We start from the raw sequence: 19,061 nt of genomic DNA, 5'->3' as shown, positions 1-19,061 counted from the left end.
CTCTGGTCCAAACCAATTCGTGTTACTGCTGGTAATACTCGTCGTCTCCTAGAATCGTGAAGTAGCCCTGCCCTTGGAAATCATCTTCATCTTCAGTTCGGATGGGCCCACCCTCTCTTGAATCCAATAAAGAAAATACTGCGCCGATGATGCCGGAGATTGTCATCAGAATGGCTGCGGGGTTCGCAATCGCCGAGCCTGCACCTTCCCAACCTGGTCCAAATAAGACTGCAACCAGGGCAGTGGCGTGGTCCGGACTGCCGGCTGAAAAGATCGTGCTATCTGGTAGGAACAGGCCCACAATAAACGCCCAGAAAAATGCGAACCAGAGCCAAGCGACTGATCGTTTCGTTGGAACCATGCCACGTGACGCAGGAACACCTAGCGTCACACATCCAATTGCCATAAGAATCAAGGGCAAGCTGATAGTGACAACCCAAGCAATCGGTACCGTTGTGCCGATTACGAGTCGAGGAACGAGAATCCAGGCGGCAAGAAGAAAGGTTCCGACCCATCCGCCGGAAATTGCGAATTTATGCCACCCAGTTGGCACAGCTGGCTGTGATTTTCCCATAGTAACTAGCCTAGCTGGAACAAACAGTTCTCGTGCTCCCAACGTGAGCCTGACGACACCAATTGACTGCGTTTGGGACAGATTTCACTGATGACAACATTCCGCCAGTTGTGTGAAGCACCTACACCGACGGGTTGGTCCTACGAGTAAGGTAGAACCATGACTGCTCAAGACACTGTTGATGGTAAACAACTCCATGGTGAATTCAAAGTTCCAGGTGGCAAATTAGTCATCGCCGATCTCGATGTAACCGACGGCAAGATCACTCGAGCAAATATTAATGGTGATTTTTTCCTAGAGCCCGACGAGGCGCTCAATGATATTAACCAAGCGCTGATCGGCTTGAGATTCGATTCGAGCCACAGCACCATCGCCGGGGCCATCGACCACGCAGTTGATGAATCAGTTGTCATGTTCGGTTTTGACGCCCACGCAGTCGCAACGGCCGTGCGCCGCGCAACCGGTTTCGCAACCCGCTGGGACGACCACGAATGGGAAATTCTCCTGCCCATGGAAATCCCTATCTATACTCAAGTAGCGCTCGACCAAATCTTGACCGAAGACGTCGGGGCAGGCCGCGCAAACCCTGCAATGCGCCTCTGGCGTTGGCCGCTGTCCGATCCGTCCGTGATCATCGGATCGTTTCAGAGTTATAGCAACGAAATCGATGCAGAGGCCGTTGAGAAGCACGACATCAAAGTCGCTCGTCGCATCTCCGGAGGCGGAGCGATGTTTATGGAAGCAGACAACGCCGTCACGTATTCGCTCTATACTCCGACCTCACTCGTTGATGGCATGAGTTTCTCAGACTCCTACCCATTTCTCGATGCGTGGGTTATGGAGGCACTTCAGCGTATGAATGTGAAAGCCTTTTACGAACCCCTCAATGACATTTCGACTCCTGAAGGCAAGATCGGGGGAGCAGCCCAGAAGCGCCTGGCGTCTGGCACGATGCTGCACCATGTGACGATGTCGTATGACATTGACGCGCAGAAGATGACCGAGGTCTTACGCATTGGTCGTGAGAAAATTTCTGACAAAGGTATTACTTCAGCGCAATCCAGAGTTGACCCACTACGGCGTCAAACCGGTTTAAACCGGGAAGATATCTGGGACATCATGATCGATACCTTTCAAAAGCGCTATGCTGCCACAACACGTGAAGTCACTGCCGATGAGCTAGCTCGTGCAGAGGCGTTAGCGGAGCAGAAGTTCAAAACTCACGAATGGATTCACCGCGTGCCATAACAGCGAGGTGGGAACTGGCAATGTTGCCGGATCTCACCTCATCAAGTTTCCAGGATTACTTGGATTGAGCTGCTAGGCGTAGTGCAATGTCGGCACGACGTTCGATAACGATTCGGCGCAACGCTGCCGGAGCGTCCTGATATTGGGCCAACCAGGCGTCAATATTTACCAACGCCGGGTGATTGTGTTGTGCCGCAGGGCCCCCTTTGACCGGCTGATGACGCAACGGAAATAACCCATTGATCGTTCTGGAAGCCAGGTTATTGGAACGGGACTGCCAAATATCCAGGAGCCCTTCAAGAAGCGGCATCAGTTGGCCCGCTACAAATTCCGGGGCCGAGGAGTTCAGTCCCTGCGCGGTGGCGGTAAGTTGAGCATTCGACAGCATTGCTCCGTGACGTTCCTGCCCTGTCACGACGTGATGCCATAGCTTCCAGCGCTGCGTCTGATCGGGCATGGCCGCCACAGCCGTCCGGTGATAGAGCTCATTGGTGGCTGTCGGTGACGCGGCGAGCTCGTGGTCCAAACGGACCCGATTAATACGACCTAGCGAGGCCAAGCTACCGAGCAGGAGCCATCGGATCTCATCATCAATGCGAAGCCCGGGAGACATTTCAGAGGTCTCATCGCTTGCCAACAGGAACGTCAGTTCTGGTGCGAGGGCCTCCGTGCCGATGCCTAACTGGGTCAATGCCCGTGCCGCTGAACGTTGTCGGTCTGAGCCTGGTTCAAGTTCTACCAATGCATCAAGTAATGCGGTGCTGAGCTGTTTGGTTAGTCGCGTACGCCGTGAGGTTGGCGCAAATTCTTTGAGCGCTGTCACTGCTTGGGCTAGCACACGGGCATGCATGGAAACGTCATCGATGGTGTGACTCAGTCGTGCAACAGCACCAATAAAATCTGCGGCTGGCAAGCTTGCGTGTCGCACCATAGTCCACACACTCGACCAGACGGTGGCGACCGCAGTCGAATCCGTGTCGATAATCGGATATGTAGTCACGGCTTCAAGCGACGCCTGATCCAACTGTACTTGCGCATACGTGTGATCATGGTGGTTGACTAGCACGACCCGCGATACTGAGTTATCTACGATGAACTGGTCTGCCACTACGGATGCCGACCCAGCAGGAAGTTCCACCTGGGATTGATCGGTGACCACGAGCTGATCGGCGTCGTTGAGGGTCAAGGCCGCGATGTAGAACGTGTGTGGGCGCAGAATGGCGTTACCCGTTTGTGGGTCGATCGCATCTTGGTGAATCGTGACGACGCCATCATCGGCCACGGTTGCTGACAATGTTGCCGGGCCCGAGGTCTGTAACCAGTCAGGTGCCCACTGTTTCAGGTTGCGATGAGATGCTTCTTCAAGAATGGTCAAGAAATCTTTGAGCTGGGCGGTTGAGAACGCAAAGCGTTCAAAATACGTTCGACAAGCCTTCAGAAATGCTGCTTCTCCCACATAGTGAAAGAGCTGTTTGATGACGGCCGCACCCTTGGCGTAGGTAATGCCGTCAAAGTTCTGGCGAGCTGCTTCAAGATCGACGATGTCGGCCACGATTGGGTGTGTCGTGGGATAAGAATCTTGCACATATGCCCAGGCTTTACGCTGATGCGCAAATGACTGCCACGCCCCAGGGAGGTCGGTAGCATCGGCGACTGCTTTAGTGCCAAAGAAATCGGCAAAGGATTCTTTGAGCCACAGATCGTCCCACCATTTCATGGTGGCCAGGTTGCCAAACCACATGTGTGACATTTCATGCATCAACGTTGTCGCTCTGGCCATGTGTTGAGACACGGTTGCTTGGGACGTGAAGATATAGGACTCGTTGAACGTTACCAAGCCCGGGTTTTCCATTGCCCCGAGGTTGTATTCAGGAACGAAGGCTTGATCGTATTTACCCCAGGGGTAAGGATATTGAAACTGTTCGTGGAACCAGGTCAGGCCCTGCTGAGTCAGTCTGAAGAGTTCGTCGGCGTCCACATGCTCAGCTAAGGACTGACGAGCAAAAACGCGCAGCGGAACTGGTCCAACGTCGTTGGAATTGTCCCAGTGACTTTCGAATCGTGCGTAGGGTCCTGCCAGAAATGTGGTGAGATAAGTGGACATGGGCTGTGTTGGCGCAAAGCGCACCCGGTCGATCCCGCTGCCAACGGCCTCTCGGCCGATTTCGTGTCCGTTGGACGCCAGCGTCCACGTGTCGGAACCGATCAGTGTGACGTGAAAGACGGCTTTGAGGTCGGGTTGTTCCATATTTGGGTACACTCGGCGTGCGTCTGCCGGCTCAAATTGGGAATAGAGATATACCTGACCATCCACCGGGTCCACGAAGCGATGGAGTCCTTCGCCCGAATGCGAATAGCGACTGTGAGAGCGGATGACGACTTCATTTTCCCCAGCGACGTTTGGAATCAATATGCGCGCTGTTCCGGCAATCTGATCGACCTGGTGAGATACCCCATTGATCACAACGGACTCTACTGAGTCACCCAGGTAGTTCAGGAATGTATCCTCTCCGGGTGTGGCGGCGGTAAACCGTAGCGTGGTAGTTACCGGATAGGTCGGTTCATCCAGCACCATCGCGTTCGAGAGGTCTAGTTCAATCTCATAGTCGCTGATCGTGATGAGCTCTGCACGGGCATACGCCTCATCGCGTGTGAGTCGTTCATCATTCAGCAGTGGGGTAGTAGACATGATCCTTATTCAATCATCGGTGAGGCAGCACTGGGAATCTGCAACGCTCGGGGTCGGCTGGTGGCCTGGGGAGTGTCGGCACAAAATTTCAGCGTGCTGTTGATACTTGAGTATCAACAGCACGCTGAACAGTTGCTATTGTTTTTGATGCTTAGCCTTGTCGTGCACGGTGTACTTTTTCGGGAATTGGTGCTTCACCGGAGGCACGTAAGCGTCGGTAATATTCGGCGGCTTCTTCTTGGCGTTCCTGTTCTGAACCAGAGGTAATATCCATCCTCAAATGGTGTTGGTTGTAGCCAAAGGAATCAACGAGATCTTGAGCATGTGGTCTTAGTCGGGCAGCTAACCGGTTGGTGTACTGACGAAGCGTCTTGGCTCGTTGTTGTGAGATCTGACCGTATTCGATGAACCATCCAAGATCTTGTTCGATCGTAGACAATGCGAATAGGTCACGCATCCACGTCATGACCTTCTTGGTTTCCCGGTCTTCGATAGTCTCCAGTGCCGTAGTGAAGGCTTCCCATTGCAGCAGCTGTGCATAGGATTTGGCCGCTTTTATCAGATCGTACTGGTTTTCATTGAACACCCGGGCCTGTTCGGCTTGGGGTGCTTTGGCCACCGGGCGCAGTACTTCAGCGACCTCTGCGATTTGCGTGCGAACTCGGTCGGTGAACAGACTGCGTTGCACCTCGGTGTCTTTGAGCCAAGCAGCGGAACGACGTTCGGAGCCCACATCAGAGACTTGCTGGACCACGCGGCGTAACCCGGAACGTTCATACAGGCTGGATTCAGCGCGCTCGGCAACGTATTTCGTGAGCACTTTAAACGACGGGGTGGAAAATTCTTTGGAATAATCTCCCAGCAGGCGACGACCGACAAGTTGCAATAGCACGTTGTTATCGCCTTCAAACGTGGTGTAAATATCAAGATCATCCCGCAATGCGTTGAAGCGGTTTTTCGAGGCAATGTATCCTGCCCCACCGGTAGCTTCACGGGCTTCCTGATAGACGTCCAGTGCATTCCAGGTTGTGATAGCTTTTATCCCAGCTGCCAGTGTTTCAAGTTCCTGGCGGTTTTCATCGGTATCGTCGTCACCGGAGAACACTTCATGGAATTTCACCAGCAATTCATTGGTGGTGAAAATATCGGCGTAGGTGCGCGCTAAACGATCGATCAAGCGACGCTGGTGTAACCCGTAATCCAGTAGGACTTGTTCTTCGATATCGGAGGCGGCATTAAACTGTCGACGCTGATTGCCGTAAGTGATGGCACCTGTCAGGGCTAATGCCGAGGCATTAGCCGAAGTGGTAGCGAGGGAGACACGCCCTTGGACGAGCGCCCCCAGCATGGTGAAGAACCGGCGGCCCGATGAAGGAATCGACGTCGTGTACTCCCCATTTTCATTAACATTGCCGAGCTTATTGAGAAGATTCGTGCGGGGGATTTTTACGTGTGTGAAATGTAGTCGACCGTTATCGATGCCATTGAGCCCGCCCTTGTATCCGTCATCTTCGCCACCAACACCGGGCAGGAAGTTGCCGTCATCGTCACGCAGGGGCACGAAGAATGCGTGTACACCATAGTTGACGTTTTTGGTGATCAATTGCGCAAACACCACAGCGGCTTTGCCGTGCAAGGCAGCGTTACCTAGAAATTCTTTCCAGGCAGCTTTGAACGGGGTATGAATTTCAAAGGCATCGTCTTCTGGAATATACGTGGCGGTGGTGTCAATGTTGCCGACATCAGAACCATGTCCGATTTCTGTCATGGCATAGACCCCTGGTAGTTCAAGACTCAGCACCCCGGGCAACCATTTTTTGTGCTGCTCCGCATTGCCTAAAGCTAAGATCGCGGACCCAAAGAGCCCCCATTGCACGCCAGCTTTGATCTGCATGGACGGGTGGGCGTGGAACATTTCGGCAAAGCCCGCGACATTTCCGCCGGGATTTTCTTGTCCGCCGAACTCCTTGGGATATGCCTTGCCAATGATCTTACGTGCAGCCAGCTCTTTCAACTGGTTCAGTGTTAGTTCACGGTGGTCTTCCTTCGTCAGATTGAATTGATGATGAAAAACTGGTTCTGCCATCATTTTTCGCATCTGACGACGATCATCGGCCCACGGGCCGAACAGGAGTTCCTGGAGTTCGTCCTGATCGATTCGTAGATCTTTTTGTTTTAACGGCACTAGTCCTCCTGAGAGTGGTTTTCGGTGATGCTGTGAGAGTCCAGTCCTGCGACCAACCAGGTAGCGATTCTGAGGGCCAGTTCCTCCGCGCTAAGGCGATGAGGGTCCTCCGGGTCAGCTATCCATTCCTCGCCGGCCGCGCGGACGAACCCGACTGCAGCAACAGCCCAGTAATAGGCCAGGTTTTTGCTGTCGAGATCTGGTGTGGCGCTCTTATAGTGTGGGAAGACGTTTTCAACTGCTCGTTGCAGGAACCGCGCCATGTTTTGGCGGAAGATATTCATCCCGGTTGGTATCGCCGTGGAAAAGTTATAAACGTTGGGCGATGAGTTGGCCAACTGCAGGTAGACCAGCACCATGGTATAGAGACCATCTCGAGCGCTTGGCGCGGATTTCCCGGCCTTTTTCAGTTCGGCCTCCATGAAATCAATTGAGGCCTGAGCTACGGCCTGCTGGAGTCCTTGTTTATCGTTGAAATACCGGTAGAACACCGACTTCGAGGTACCAGCATGTGTGGCGATTTCTTCCATTGACACATCGGGTCCAATAATGTGGACAGCAGCACGTGCCGACCGGATCAGATCATTTCGACGTTGACGACGGTGCGCTTCCCAGCGTGTATTGCGCCCGTCCGGAATTGGTGTTGCAGACATCTTCACGATACCGAGAGTATCAGGTAAGGTGGGTGTCCGTAAACACACCGATCTGTAACCACAATCATTGGGAAAGAGAATTTGCATGACTTCAACATCCACAGCCGCAATCGCCGGCGGTCCGCTGCGTCCAGCAGTCGTTCTCGGCGGTAACCGCATCCCATTCGCCCGCGCTCATGGAGCCTATGCCGGTGCTTCCAACCAGGACATGCTGACCTCTGCGCTTGAAGGGCTCGTGGCACGCTTTGGTCTCCAAGGAGAAGCACTCGGCGAAGTTGTTGCCGGCGCAGTGATGAAGCATTCGGTGGACTTCAACCTCACCCGTGAATCTGTTTTAGGGACTTCTTTAGATGGACATACCCCGGCCCATGACGTCCAAACCGCGTGCGCGACAGGTATTGAAACCGTTGGCGGTGTGGCCAATAAGATTCGTCTTGGTCAAATCGAGTCTGGCATCGGGGGAGGGGTGGATACGATTTCTGATGCGCCGCTAGCTTTCAATGCTGAAGCCCGAGAGTTGTTCATGCAGCTCAACCGTGCACGCACGACGCAGGACAAAATTAAAATCGCGCTGAAACTTCGCCCGAAACACTTTGCTCCGCTAGCGCCACAAGCAGGCGAAGTACGAACTGGCCTGTCGATGGGGGAACATCAGGCGCTGACGACCCACGAATGGGGCGTAACCCGCGAAGAACAAGACGAACTCGCTATGCATTCCCATAACAACATGGCAGCCGCATACGAAGACGGCTTCTTCAACGATCTCATGACGCCTTTCCGCGGTCTCGATCGTGATAACAATATGCGCCCCGGATCAACATTGGAGTCCCTGGCCAAACTTCGCATTGCCTTTGGGAAGCAATTTGGTGAAGAAGCCACCATGACGGCCGGAAACTCCACTCCGATGACCGATGGTGCCGCTGCTGCGCTGTTGTCCTCCGAAGAGTGGGCGGTAGGACACAACCTGCCGATTCTGGCAGAATTCTTAGATTTTGAAGTCGCCGCCGTCGACTTCGTCAATGGCAAAGAGGGACTTCTCATGGCCCCGACCTATGGGATTCCGCGGATTTTGGATCGGCACGGGCTGAGCCTCGATGATATTGATTTCTTTGAAATTCATGAAGCATTTGCCGGAACGGTCTTGTCGACCATCAAGGCACTAGCGGATGAAGATTACAACAAGAACGTCCTGGGACGAGACAGCGCCCTGGGACAGATTGATCAGTCCAAGCTAAATCTCAAAGGCTCCTCGTTAGCTGCTGGCCACCCATTTGCTGCCACCGGTCCGCGGATCGTTGCCTCTCTGGCCAAGATGCTGCACGAAAAAGGTGAAGGCTCTCTGGGATTGATTTCGGTGTGTGCAGCAGGAGGCCAAGGTGCTGTTGCGCTAATGCGCGGACGCTAAACCCCGAATCTGGTACTTGCTGAAAGGACACTCAATTCTCATGTCACCAACTGATAGCTATACCCGGTTCGTCAACCGGCCCTTTGGCAAACAGGTCGCAAAGACCATCGGACTGCCACGACCTGTCCCGTTACGTCGTCATACCCCCGGCGACCGCTTGGCATCCGGACCGATTCTGGTCATTGGAGACACCGAAGCCGGCGATACCATTGCCGAGCAACTGTGGGCTGAAAGCTATGACGTTCGCAGAGATCCTGGCTTGAAACAAAAATTCTCCGCGCTCATTGTGGCACTCGACGACACAGCGCATCCACGGGATCTCTCCGAACGAGTCTTACAGGTCAGCACAGCACTTCGTGGATTGGAACCCAACGGTCGGGTCATTACCGTGTTCCGAGAGCCCCAAGACCCCTCCGTCGCCACCGACGCCAACATCGTTGCGGTACGACACGGTATCGAAGGGTTCACACGCTCTTTAGCCAAAGAAATGCGCTTTGGAGCCACCACTAACGGCATCATCTTGAGCCAAGAGGTCACCATGGCCGCTCCGGCAGCCCAAGCGGCCTTACGGTTCTTGTTATCTGGTCGTTCCGCCTATGTGGCCGGACAGTTCATAACCATCTCATCCACTGCAGGTTCGCTGCCGACAGACTGGGATCGCCCGCTGGCTGACAAAGTCATCGTCGTCACCGGAGCAGCCCGGGGGATCGGCGAGGCCATCAGCGAAACGCTGGCCCGCGATGGCGCCACGGTCATAGGCGTGGACATGCCTGCGGCAGACGAAGCACTCACCACGGTGATGAACCGAATCGGTGGCATAGCAGTACAACTAGACATCACAAACGAAAATGCCGCTACTGAACTCATACGCCTTGCCGGACAGCGCTTTGGCAGACTCGATGGCATCGTCCATAACGCCGGGATCACTCGCGACAAACTCTTGGCAAATATGGATGCTGCGCGTTGGGATTCGCTCATCGCGGTAAACATCACCGCTCCGCTACGCATCAATGAACAGCTCTTGGCCGAGCTCGGCCAAGGCGTGGTTGCTGAGAATTTCCGGATTACATCCCTGGCGTCAACATCCGGGATCGCCGGCAACCGTGGACAGACAAATTACGCAGCGGCTAAGGCGGGCATTATCGGCATGACCCAGGCATTTGCCGATCAACTGGCTCAAACTGGTGGCTCGATTAACGCCGTGGCTCCAGGGTTTATCGAAACCGCGATGACCGATGCGATGCCGACTGCGACTCGAGAAGTTGCTCGACGGATGAACTCACTACAACAAGGTGGTCGGCCTGTCGACGTGGCCGAAGCGATCGCATTATTCCATGCTGATGCTGCAGCTGGAATTAATGGCACAACGCTGAGAGTCTGTGGACAATCAATGGTAGGGAAATAATGGTTGAGCTCAACATCGTAGATTCCACGCCGCAGCCCGAAAACCTGCGGGCCGTTCGACTCAGTGAAATTCCGTCACTGACATCGTCGTATGGCAAAGTGGCGACTGGTTTGCTGCGTGCCAAGCAGTCGGTAGCATCGAGTCTGCCCGGGACCCGGTGGGAAACCACCGATGTTATTTCCCGGCGGCTCGTTGATGAATATAACGCGCTGATGGGATCCTCCGGTGTGGTCGGACAAAACTCGGCTCCCTCGGTGACCGTGCACATCACGGCTTTTGGCTTATCGACCGCGATGATGGCAGAACAACGCTTCCCGTTGCCGTTACTGGGCATGGTGCACCTGCAACACAAGGTCTGGCATATGTCGGATGTTCCAATCGATCAACCGGTGCGCATCTCAACCTGGGCACAGAATATGCGACCACACCATGCTGGCACGACCGTGGAGATTTGGGTCCAGGTGCTTGATGCGACCACCGATAAATTACTCTGGCAGTCCATGGCTATCTATTTATCGAAGTCGGTGGTCATGCCTGGAGCCGAAAAACCCGAACGACCAGTGCGTGAGCCTTTCCAAGCACCGGTGATGACCGCCCAGTGGGAGCTGCCCCGAGATATTGGGCGACGGTATGGTGCGATTTCAGGCGATCGGAATCCGATCCACCTATCGAACCTGACTGCTAAAGCTCTGGGTATGCCCAGTGCGATTGCCCACGGCATGTATGCAGCAGGCAAGATGCTGGCGGGCCGCGAGACGTTAGCGCCCTACACCTGGGCCATCGAGTTTGCTTCTCCTATGCGTCTGCCTTCAAAAGTCGCAGTCAACTATCGCCAAGAAGGTGATCGACTGCTCACCACCGGCTGGAATGCTAAACACGAAAAGCTGCACTTCCTAGCCGAGATTCGCCAGTTCTAAGCTGGACCCTGTCATCGACCGGTCGCCACACTGTCGTGGAGGCCGGTCGAGACAGTTAATGGCATCACAGTGCCCGCAAATAGATATCTGCCATACGTTCGGCCATTGCAGACCACGACAGGCTCGCAGCACGTTCAATCCCTGCGGTACCAAACTGCTGCCATTTGGCTGGTTCTTCGACCACTGAGGCCAGCGCATCAGCCCAGGCGCGTGGTTCAAGAGAATCAATGAGCTGACCGGTGACACCGTCCACCACCGCCGTGGTAAGCCCGCCGGCACGGTGGGCGATAACCGGGATACCACAGGCTTGAGCTTCCAAAGCAACCAAACCGAATGTCTCCGCCACCGATGGCATAGCAACGACGTCGGCTGCACGCATAATACTGGCCAGTGTGCCGGGGGTTACCGGTTCAGAAAACGAACACTGTTTGGCGACCCCAAGCAGGTGGGAGCGAGAACGCACATCATAGGTGGCGCTTCCAGAGGCTGCACCGGTGAAATGTACCACCGGTAACGGCTTAAAACCGCGTTTATGCAAATCGGCTAGAGCATCGATCAGGACGTGTGGACCTTTAAACTGCTGCAATCGACCAGCAAAAAGGATGCGTGGTGCCTCGGAAATGTCCTGGCCTGGCCAATGACTAGGACCTTTAGGATCAAAGATGTTGTGGTCGACGCCGGGATGTACGACGGCGATCTTATGAGCTTCCACACCGGTGTGCTTGATGAGTTCTTGCTTTTCTACCGACGTATTGGCAATCAGAGCACTGACTTTGGCACTGATGAAGGCTTCTCGTTCCAAGCGGTACGAAGGCTCTGTACCGGGAGCCGACGCATTTTTGGCTGCACCCAGGGTATGCATGGTGTGGACCACCGGGCATCTGAGACTTTCAGCCATCTGCAGGGCTACAAGTCCCGAGAGCCAGTAGTGAGAATGTACCACCACCCGATGCAGGGCGTGTTCGCGAATCACCGGTAACATCGTCTCACCGAATTGTGTGGTCAGTTCAACCAGTGCTTCTTTGGGTAACGACAGTCGCCCCGCGGCAATCGGTATCACTTTGGATTGAGTGTCTTCATCCAAGACCACCGTTGTGTCTGCGGCTGCGGTTTTTCGAGTAAAGCACAACACTTGGTGACCAGCACGGATCAGCGCGTCAGTAAGGTTGCGTACATACACATTCAAACCACCAGCGTCGCCTCGCCCGGGTTGTGCCAAGGGGGAGGTGTGCATGGAGATCATGACGATGGTTAGGGATTCGTCCACGATGCGCTCAGCTACTCCCACAAGAGACGATAGTAGTGGTTAAACGAAAGGATCGGGACCAGCAAAAGCTTAAGTCCCGATCCTTGTACAAAACGTGCGCGGAGGGGGACTTGAACCCCCACGAGCGATAAAGCTCACAGCGACCTCAACGCTGCGCGTCTACCAATTCCGCCACCCGCGCTGGTGGTGAATTCTCCGGTGAAGGAGAAGGCAACAGCGATAAGCATAACACACTTTTTACCGGGTGTGCACCATGGTCGTGCCTTATCGGGTTCGCTAAGGTGACAGTATGGTTCAACTTTCTGACACTGGTTCTATTTCGCCTGGTTTTTTCCGCGATCGAGTCAGTAAAATCACTCGAGATCTCATTCAAATCGACACCACAAATTTCGGTGGAAATAATTCACGGGGCGAACCGGAGGCGGCAGCATATTGCGCGGCCTTGATGGAAGCCATGGGGATGCATCCCGAAATTGTCGAGTCCGAACCCGGCCGTGCGTCCGTGGTTGGCCGGATGCGTGGCTGGGATCCTGAGGCTCCCGCTTTGATCTTGCACGGACATATTGATGTGGTGCCTGCTGATGCCAGCGAATGGTCTGTGGATCCGTTTTCTGCCGAGGTGATCGATGACGTCATCTATGGCCGCGGCGCAGCAGATATGAAGGGGATGGACGCCATCATGCTCACCGCTCTTGAGCATCTTCATGCCACTGGCCAACGGCCGCAGCGCGACATTATTCTGGCATTTTTCGGAGATGAAGAAGCCGGGGGAGTCTACGGCTCGGATTGGCTGGTAACTCACCGTCCTGAACTTTTTGAAGGCGCAACCGAAGCGATCTCAGAAGTGGGTGGTTTCAGCGCAACTGTGGCCGGCAAGCGCGCCTATTTCCTCCAGACCGCTGAAAAAGGCATCGCGTGGCTGAATCTCACAGCCATCGGTGCTCCTGGGCACGGTTCTGCCCGGCACGCGGATAATGCGGTCACGAAGATGGCCGATGCGATCGCGGCGATCGGTCATCACACATGGCCGCTGCACTATACCGATACGACCCGGCAGCTCATGGAAGATGTATCGCGGCTGATGGGCGTGACCTTCGATGAGGCCAACCCCGACCCGCAGCTGCAGGCCATTGGTTCGGCGATTGCGTTTGTCGGATCGACTTTGAGTAACTCATCGAATCCCACCGGCCTGACTTCCGGATATAAACACAATGTCATCCCCGGAAAAGCCGAAGCCACCGTTGATGCTCGACCACTGCCAGGTCAAGATGATGAGCTGATCGCTACAATTCGTGAGCTCGCCGGTGAAGCAGTGCAGGTCGAATATGAACATGCACGCCAGGCTATCGAGGCTCCGTATTCCGGGCCGCTTGTTGATGCCATGATCGCCGCTATTGCTCAGGAAGATCCGGATGCGGTGGTCCTACCGTTCATGATGTCAGGCGGCACTGATAATAACGCCCTATCACGCCTGGGAATTGCCGGCTACGGGTTTATCCCCTTGCAACTACCAGAGGATCTGGCATTCCCGGAACTCTTCCACGGCATTGATGAGCGCATGCCAATCGACTCATTAGATTTCGGAGTTCGCGCACTGCTTCGGATCTTGCAACCACAAACCTACAGCGTGTGAAAGGACACCATGGCCTTGCCATATTCAAAATACCAAGACCAAATCGATGAGGTACTCACCGAGGAACTACTCAACGGTATCCGGCAACGAGCAGCCGGTTTCGATGAACGCAATGAGTTTCCTACCAAAGACTTAGAAGTCCTCAAAGACGCCGGTTACCTTGCTGCCCTGACACCCACCCAGGACGGGGGACTGGGGTGGAACTTCGCCACGGTGGTCGATGCACAAAAGAAGCTTGCCGCATATGCTCCTGCCACCGCATTGGCCGTCAATATGCATCTCATCTGGTCGGGTGTCGCGTCAATATTCCGCGCCCACGGCAATCACGACTTGGACTTCATCCTGAAGGATGCAGCTGCCGGTGAGATCTATGCCTTCGGTATTTCTGAAGCTGGCAACGACGCTGTGCTATTCGACTCGGGGACTATCGCCGAAGACCAGCCCGACGGGTCGGTCAAGTTCACCGGAACCAAAATTTTCACGACCCTATCGCCGGCATGGACCCGACTAGGGGTGTTTGGCAAGAGCCCAGACGGCAATGAACTGATTTACGCAATCTTAGATCGAGACGCGGGCAATACCGAGTCCGATGGTTCTCGCTGGGATATGTTGGGAATGCGTGCCACACATTCGTTTGTGACGAAGCTCAACGGCGCCGTCGTACCGGCTGATCGGGTCATTCGCAGAATACCCACCGGGCCGAATCAAGATCTACTCACCTTCGCAATTTTTGCAGCGTTTCTCACATTTATCGCGGCAGTCTATGCGGGTATTGGAGATCGGGGCGTCGAAATAGCAGCTGAGAAACTCCACACGCGTCGTTCCAAAGTGCAAGGTACCACGTTATCGCAGGACCCTATCCTGCGATATAAGCACGGCGAAGCAATCTTGCGCCAAATCACCCAAGATCAACAGCTCACCGGCCTGGCCGAAGCCATCACCCAGCCGACCGACTATGGCGACGAATGGTTCACCCGGCTTGTCGCCAACAAAATTGCAGCGGTTCGGGTAGCCAAAGCCCAAGTAGATTACGCTTTTGAAGCTTCCGGTGGCGCGGGCTTCCACCGCACCGAGGAAATTGCCCGGCTTTATCGTGATGTCATGGCAGGCGTCTACCACCCATCAGATGATGAATCAGCGCACTCGACCTTTGCAACCTTTGGTCTTGGACCGCTTGAGGACTAAATCGTAATCAGGGTGGACTCGACTTTGATAGCCTTGCGACGCAACCAGAAACGTCGAGTCCCACCCCGATACAACAGGGTGCGCTGCAACTCCCAGTGACCATACTCGGCGTGTTCGACCAGCCGTTGTCGTGCTTGAGCCAACGATTCACTGGGCGCAACCGTAATCACCAGATGCTCCCAAGAATGTCTGCGCGTTAGAGAATCAACACTGCTGATAATCGGTGTGTCACGCACTCGGTGGTCCTCCTAGGTGGTCTCCTGACCGGCTGTGCAAAGAATTACAACTACTGTAGTCAGCTTGCCCAAAAATCGGAATGTATCACGGTGGCTGTTTCGCACGCGGCCAAGCACACAAATGTGCAAAGTGTAGTCAGCTGGATCAAACCAGGCTAGCCTAGAGTCCATGAGCACCGATCCACGCGTTTCGCTTGAGGCCCTAATTTCAGCACTCCAAGAACATCTCGCCGCAGCCACGAATAAACGTGGCGATGATGACCCTGCACTAGAGCACGCGTACTATGCGCTGGCCGATGTCTTTGAAACCTACGAAGATGCCCTCTACGAGGTAACCGGCGAAGTCACACCGCTAGATATCTTCGAAGATGACGACGAAGATGATGACGATGACGACGACTTCGGATCCTTCGATGATGACGACGATGATTTCGATGAAATCGAGATCGATGGCGTGGACGAAACCGACGACTAGAGGTCACCAAACGGCGTAGCGTCGAAAATTTCGGTGCCGAGTGTCGTAGGGTTGACCAGGTGAACTGGATTGAAGCAATCATCCTTGGCCTGGTCCAAGGCCTAACGGAATTTCTGCCGATTTCTTCATCGGCGCACCTACGTGTCGTCGGCGAATTTTTGCCCGGTGCGGCGGATCCCGGGGCGGCATTTACTGCCATTACCCAAATTGGTACCGAGCTTGCGGTGCTGTTGTACTTCTGGCGAGATATCACGCATATCATCTCCCAGTGGTTCAAGGCCCTCGTCGGCAAAGTTCCACACTCGGATCCAGCCGTTCGGATGGGTTGGCTGATCATCGTCGGTTCCATCCCCATCGGTGTTCTCGGGCTGCTATTTGAAGAACGCATCGACACGACCTTCCGATCGCTGTGGCTGGTTGCCACCATGCTGATCGTATTTGGTGTCTTCCTGGCCATGGCCGACACCTGGGGTAAGCAAATCAAACCGCTGACCAAGCTCTCTTGGCGCGACGGTATCCTCTACGGTTTCGCACAAGCGCTAGCGCTCATCCCGGGCGTCTCTCGATCCGGCGGTACCATCACCATGGGGCTCGCCCTGGGATACACTCGTGAAGCCGCGGCCCGCTACGCATTCCTGTTAGCAGTTCCCGCAGTTTTTGCCTCCGGGTTTTATAAACTTGGTCGATCCATCGCCAGTCCTGATCCAGCCGCGCCCTACGGCATGGGAGAAACCATGGTCGCCACGCTCGTGGCATTCCTGGTGGGCTACGCCGTCATTGCTTGGCTGATGCGATTTATCTCCAATAACTCATTCAAAATCTTTGTGTGGTACCGCATCCTGTTGGGTGCAGCCCTCTACATTCTGCTGGGGCTAGGAGTCATTAGCGCCTGACCCCCAACTATTATTAGCCTCATCGGATCAGTCATTCGTAAGGAACTTGAGAGTTTTCATGAAATCTTGGATCACGCCGTTCCCGGTTGCCCTGCCGGCTCAGCAAGATAATCTGCACCTTTTTAATACCGTCACCCAGCAGAAACAACGGGTCGCGGTCGCAGATGACCACGCCACAATGTATGTGTGCGGCATTACCCCCTATGACGCAACCCACTTGGGGCACGCCAACACGTATGTCACCTTTGACCTGTTGTATCGCTACTGGCTGGCTGCCGGATACCGAGTCACCTACACCCAAAATGTCACCGATGTGGATGACCCGCTGTTTGAACGCGCAAACGAAATGGGTATTGATTATCAGGAACTGGCTGAAGACCAAACAAATCTCTTCCGTTCCGATATGCAGCACCTCAACGTGCTGGCCCCAGCACACTATCTGAGCGTTTCGGAAACCGTGGACTGGGTTCGCACCATGGTCCGCGAAATGGTCGACGCCGGTGTGGCCTACACCGTGCCAGGAAATGATCAAAACCCCGACGGCGATATTTACTTCTCCATTGAGGCCGCCGAGCAACACACCGAGTGGCGTTTGGGCTCCGTGGGTGCGCACAGCCAGGAAGAAATGACCGAATTCTTCCCCGAACGAGGTGGCGATCCACAGCGTCCCGGGAAGCGCAATCCGTTGGATCCACTGATTTGGTCGGCCCGTCGCGAGGGTGAACCACATTGGCATGACGACGTGCTCGGCGACGGCCGTCCCGGATGGCACGTCGAATGCTCGGCCATCGCCTATCACACGCTGCCCGCACCATTTACCGTGCAGGGCGGCGGCTCAGATCTGCGCTTCCCACACCATGAATTCTCAGCAGCCCATACCACCGCCGTCACCGGCAAGCCAATGGCCGACTACTTTGTGCACTCCGGCATGGTCGGTCTTGACGGGGTAAAAATGTCCAAGTCGCTGGGGAACCTCGAGCTGGTCTCAAATCTCGTGTCCCGTGTGGAATCACCCATGGCGATCCGTGCGCTGCTGCTATCAAATCACTATCGCAGTGATTGGTCGTACAGCCACGAGAAGCTCGGCGAAGCGACCAAGCGCATCCAAGCGTGGCGCAGTGCAATGGCTTGCGAGCAGGCCGGTGACGCCCAGACCCTACTGCAGAATATTTTTGCGGCCCTGTCCGATGATCTTGATGCCCCACGGGCACTGGATGCCGTTGACCAATGGGCGCAAGACAGCGTTGCCCGGGGCATCCCACGGGCGAGTGACCTGCCATCGATCAACGTGGCAGTAGTACTTGATGCCCTGCTTGGCATCAAGCTCTACTAACCTCCACGTATCGGCTAGCGTGTTCCGCCACCGTGAGTGGCGGGACCGCCGCCGTCTTCATCACGGCGTTTTAGGTAGCGTTCGAATTCCTTGGCGATTTGCTCACCGGAGGCTTCCGGGAGTTGTTCGGTGTCGCGCGCTTCTTCCAGCTGCTGGATATAAGCGGCCACATCCGGATCCTCTGCTGCAAGCTCGTCCACTCCGCGTTCCCAGGCTGCCGCCTCATCGGCCAGTGACTTCAGATCCAGGCGTAGTCCTAGCAGTTCTTCAAGTTCTTTCGTCAAAGCCAATTGGGCCTTGGGCGAGGGTGACTGCGCAACATAGTGAGGCACGGCAACCCAGGTGGCAATCGTAGGCCAGCCTCGATTTGCGGCCTCATCTGTCAGAACGCCGGTGATCCCGGTGGGCCCTTCATAGGTGGGTTTGATAAACCCGTTGAGGGTATCGCGTAATGACGTCGATGCGCTGGATTTACTTGGGGTCAGTGGCCTGGAGTGCGGCACATCTGCCAACAGTGCACCGGTGACAATCACAGCGTCAATATCCCACTGCTCCGCGGCGTCTAAAATCTCTTTGACGAAGTACCGCCAGCGCAAGCTGGGCTCAGTTCCCAGCACAAAGTACAGCTCTGGTTGGTCAGGGTGGGTCAATCCAGCTAAGGCATGAAAGACCCGTGTCCGTGGCCAGTCAATTTGGCCGGTACCGTCCGGATTGCGGGTTACGACCGGTCGAGTGACCTGATAGTCGTAGTATTCATCCTGATTCAGCTCGGTCAACAGATCAGCATTCGTTTGCCGTGCCAGATCTTCGACCGTATCGGTCGCGGCATCCCCGGCATCAGACCAGCCCTCAAAAGCGGCGATCATAATGCGTGCAGGACGAGCTGTACGCCCGGCCAAAGCAGGAGTGTGCTGTGTCAACCAGCCCAAAAAGCTCTGGTCGATACCAGAAAATTCAGACATA

General features: G+C 55.0%; 16 protein-coding genes and 1 tRNA gene. 9 read left to right on the top strand and 8 right to left on the bottom strand.

Going from position 1 to position 19,061, the window contains the following annotated elements; translation table 11 throughout:
* Positions 1 to 22 precede the first annotated feature (22 nt).
* Entirely contained in the window at positions 23 to 574 is a 552-nt protein-coding gene (locus A6F49_RS17745; RefSeq protein WP_150119468.1) for a hypothetical protein, read from the bottom strand.
* Between the two features lie 159 nt (positions 575 to 733).
* Here A6F49_RS17745 and A6F49_RS10685 point away from each other — a divergent pair, with 159 nt between their 5' ends.
* A complete protein-coding gene (locus A6F49_RS10685; protein WP_043058275.1) occupies positions 734 to 1,822 on the top strand; it encodes a lipoyl protein ligase domain-containing protein in 1,089 nt (362 codons plus the stop codon).
* Between the two features lie 55 nt (positions 1,823 to 1,877).
* Here the strand turns inward: A6F49_RS10685 and pepN are convergent, their stop codons facing one another.
* The 3 genes from pepN to A6F49_RS10670 form a co-directional block, all read right to left on the bottom strand.
* Positions 1,878 to 4,511, bottom strand: coding sequence for an aminopeptidase N (gene pepN / locus A6F49_RS10680; protein WP_052504928.1), 2,634 nt, complete (start codon positions 4,509 to 4,511; stop codon positions 1,878 to 1,880).
* 151 nt (positions 4,512 to 4,662) lie between these two features.
* A complete protein-coding gene (locus A6F49_RS10675; RefSeq protein ID WP_043058274.1) occupies positions 4,663 to 6,696 on the bottom strand; it encodes an acyl-CoA dehydrogenase family protein in 2,034 nt (677 codons plus the stop codon).
* Positions 6,696 to 7,349, bottom strand: a complete 654-nt coding sequence (locus A6F49_RS10670; protein WP_052504927.1) for a TetR/AcrR family transcriptional regulator — start codon at positions 7,347 to 7,349, stop codon at positions 6,696 to 6,698. Before A6F49_RS10670 ends, A6F49_RS10675 begins: the two co-directional genes overlap by 1 nt.
* An 85-nt stretch (positions 7,350 to 7,434) precedes the next feature.
* Here A6F49_RS10670 and A6F49_RS10665 point away from each other — a divergent pair, with 85 nt between their 5' ends.
* From A6F49_RS10665 to A6F49_RS10655, 3 genes are read left to right on the top strand one after another with little or no spacing between them, the layout of a single operon-like run.
* Positions 7,435 to 8,754, top strand: coding sequence for an acetyl-CoA C-acetyltransferase (locus A6F49_RS10665; protein WP_043058272.1), 1,320 nt, complete (start codon positions 7,435 to 7,437; stop codon positions 8,752 to 8,754).
* A gap of 40 nt (positions 8,755 to 8,794) precedes the next feature.
* Positions 8,795 to 10,159, top strand: a complete 1,365-nt coding sequence (locus tag A6F49_RS10660) for a 3-oxoacyl-ACP reductase (protein WP_043058271.1) — start codon at positions 8,795 to 8,797, stop codon at positions 10,157 to 10,159.
* Positions 10,159 to 11,076 (top strand): MaoC/PaaZ C-terminal domain-containing protein, encoded by a 918-nt coding sequence (locus A6F49_RS10655; RefSeq protein WP_052504926.1) that lies wholly within the window; start codon positions 10,159 to 10,161, stop codon positions 11,074 to 11,076. Before A6F49_RS10660 ends, A6F49_RS10655 begins: the two co-directional genes overlap by 1 nt.
* A 64-nt stretch (positions 11,077 to 11,140) precedes the next feature.
* Here the strand turns inward: A6F49_RS10655 and A6F49_RS10650 are convergent, their stop codons facing one another.
* Entirely contained in the window at positions 11,141 to 12,343 is a 1,203-nt protein-coding gene (locus A6F49_RS10650) for a glycosyltransferase (protein WP_082911739.1), read from the bottom strand.
* A 95-nt stretch (positions 12,344 to 12,438) separates the two neighbouring features.
* Positions 12,439 to 12,524, bottom strand: a tRNA-Leu gene (locus A6F49_RS10645).
* A gap of 108 nt (positions 12,525 to 12,632) precedes the next feature.
* Between A6F49_RS10645 and A6F49_RS10640 the strand changes: the two genes are divergently transcribed.
* Both A6F49_RS10640 and A6F49_RS10635 read left to right on the top strand, forming a co-directional pair.
* Entirely contained in the window at positions 12,633 to 13,976 is a 1,344-nt protein-coding gene (locus A6F49_RS10640) for a M20/M25/M40 family metallo-hydrolase (RefSeq protein WP_043058270.1), read from the top strand.
* Between the two features lie 9 nt (positions 13,977 to 13,985).
* Entirely contained in the window at positions 13,986 to 15,161 is a 1,176-nt protein-coding gene (locus A6F49_RS10635; RefSeq protein ID WP_043058269.1) for an acyl-CoA dehydrogenase family protein, read from the top strand.
* Here the strand turns inward: A6F49_RS10635 and A6F49_RS10630 are convergent.
* On the bottom strand, positions 15,158 to 15,397 hold the full coding sequence (locus A6F49_RS10630; protein ID WP_043058268.1) for a DUF5703 family protein: 240 nt from the start codon (positions 15,395 to 15,397) through the stop codon (positions 15,158 to 15,160). The genes A6F49_RS10635 and A6F49_RS10630 overlap by 4 nt on opposite strands.
* A 169-nt stretch (positions 15,398 to 15,566) precedes the next feature.
* Between A6F49_RS10630 and A6F49_RS10625 the strand changes: the two genes are divergently transcribed.
* From A6F49_RS10625 to mshC, 3 genes are read left to right on the top strand one after another with little or no spacing between them, the layout of a single operon-like run.
* Positions 15,567 to 15,872, top strand: a complete 306-nt coding sequence (locus A6F49_RS10625; protein WP_043058267.1) for a hypothetical protein — start codon at positions 15,567 to 15,569, stop codon at positions 15,870 to 15,872.
* A gap of 59 nt (positions 15,873 to 15,931) precedes the next feature.
* Positions 15,932 to 16,765 (top strand): undecaprenyl-diphosphate phosphatase, encoded by an 834-nt coding sequence (locus A6F49_RS10620; protein WP_043058266.1) that lies wholly within the window; start codon positions 15,932 to 15,934, stop codon positions 16,763 to 16,765.
* Positions 16,766 to 16,823: 58 nt separating this feature from the next.
* Positions 16,824 to 18,098, top strand: coding sequence for a cysteine--1-D-myo-inosityl 2-amino-2-deoxy-alpha-D-glucopyranoside ligase (mshC, locus tag A6F49_RS10615; RefSeq protein ID WP_043058265.1), 1,275 nt, complete (start codon positions 16,824 to 16,826; stop codon positions 18,096 to 18,098).
* A gap of 14 nt (positions 18,099 to 18,112) precedes the next feature.
* Here the strand turns inward: mshC and A6F49_RS10610 are convergent, their stop codons facing one another.
* Complete coding sequence (locus tag A6F49_RS10610; protein ID WP_082911738.1) at positions 18,113 to 19,060, bottom strand: PAC2 family protein; 948 nt, start codon at positions 19,058 to 19,060, stop codon at positions 18,113 to 18,115.
* Between the last annotated feature and the right edge of the window lies 1 nt (position 19,061).

It is taken from the genome of Enteractinococcus helveticum (assembly GCF_001657475.1).
Classification (GTDB): domain Bacteria; phylum Actinomycetota; class Actinomycetes; order Actinomycetales; family Micrococcaceae; genus Yaniella; species Yaniella helvetica.
Note: the sequence above shows the minus strand (reverse complement) of the source record. Positions and strands in the feature narration are given on the sequence as shown.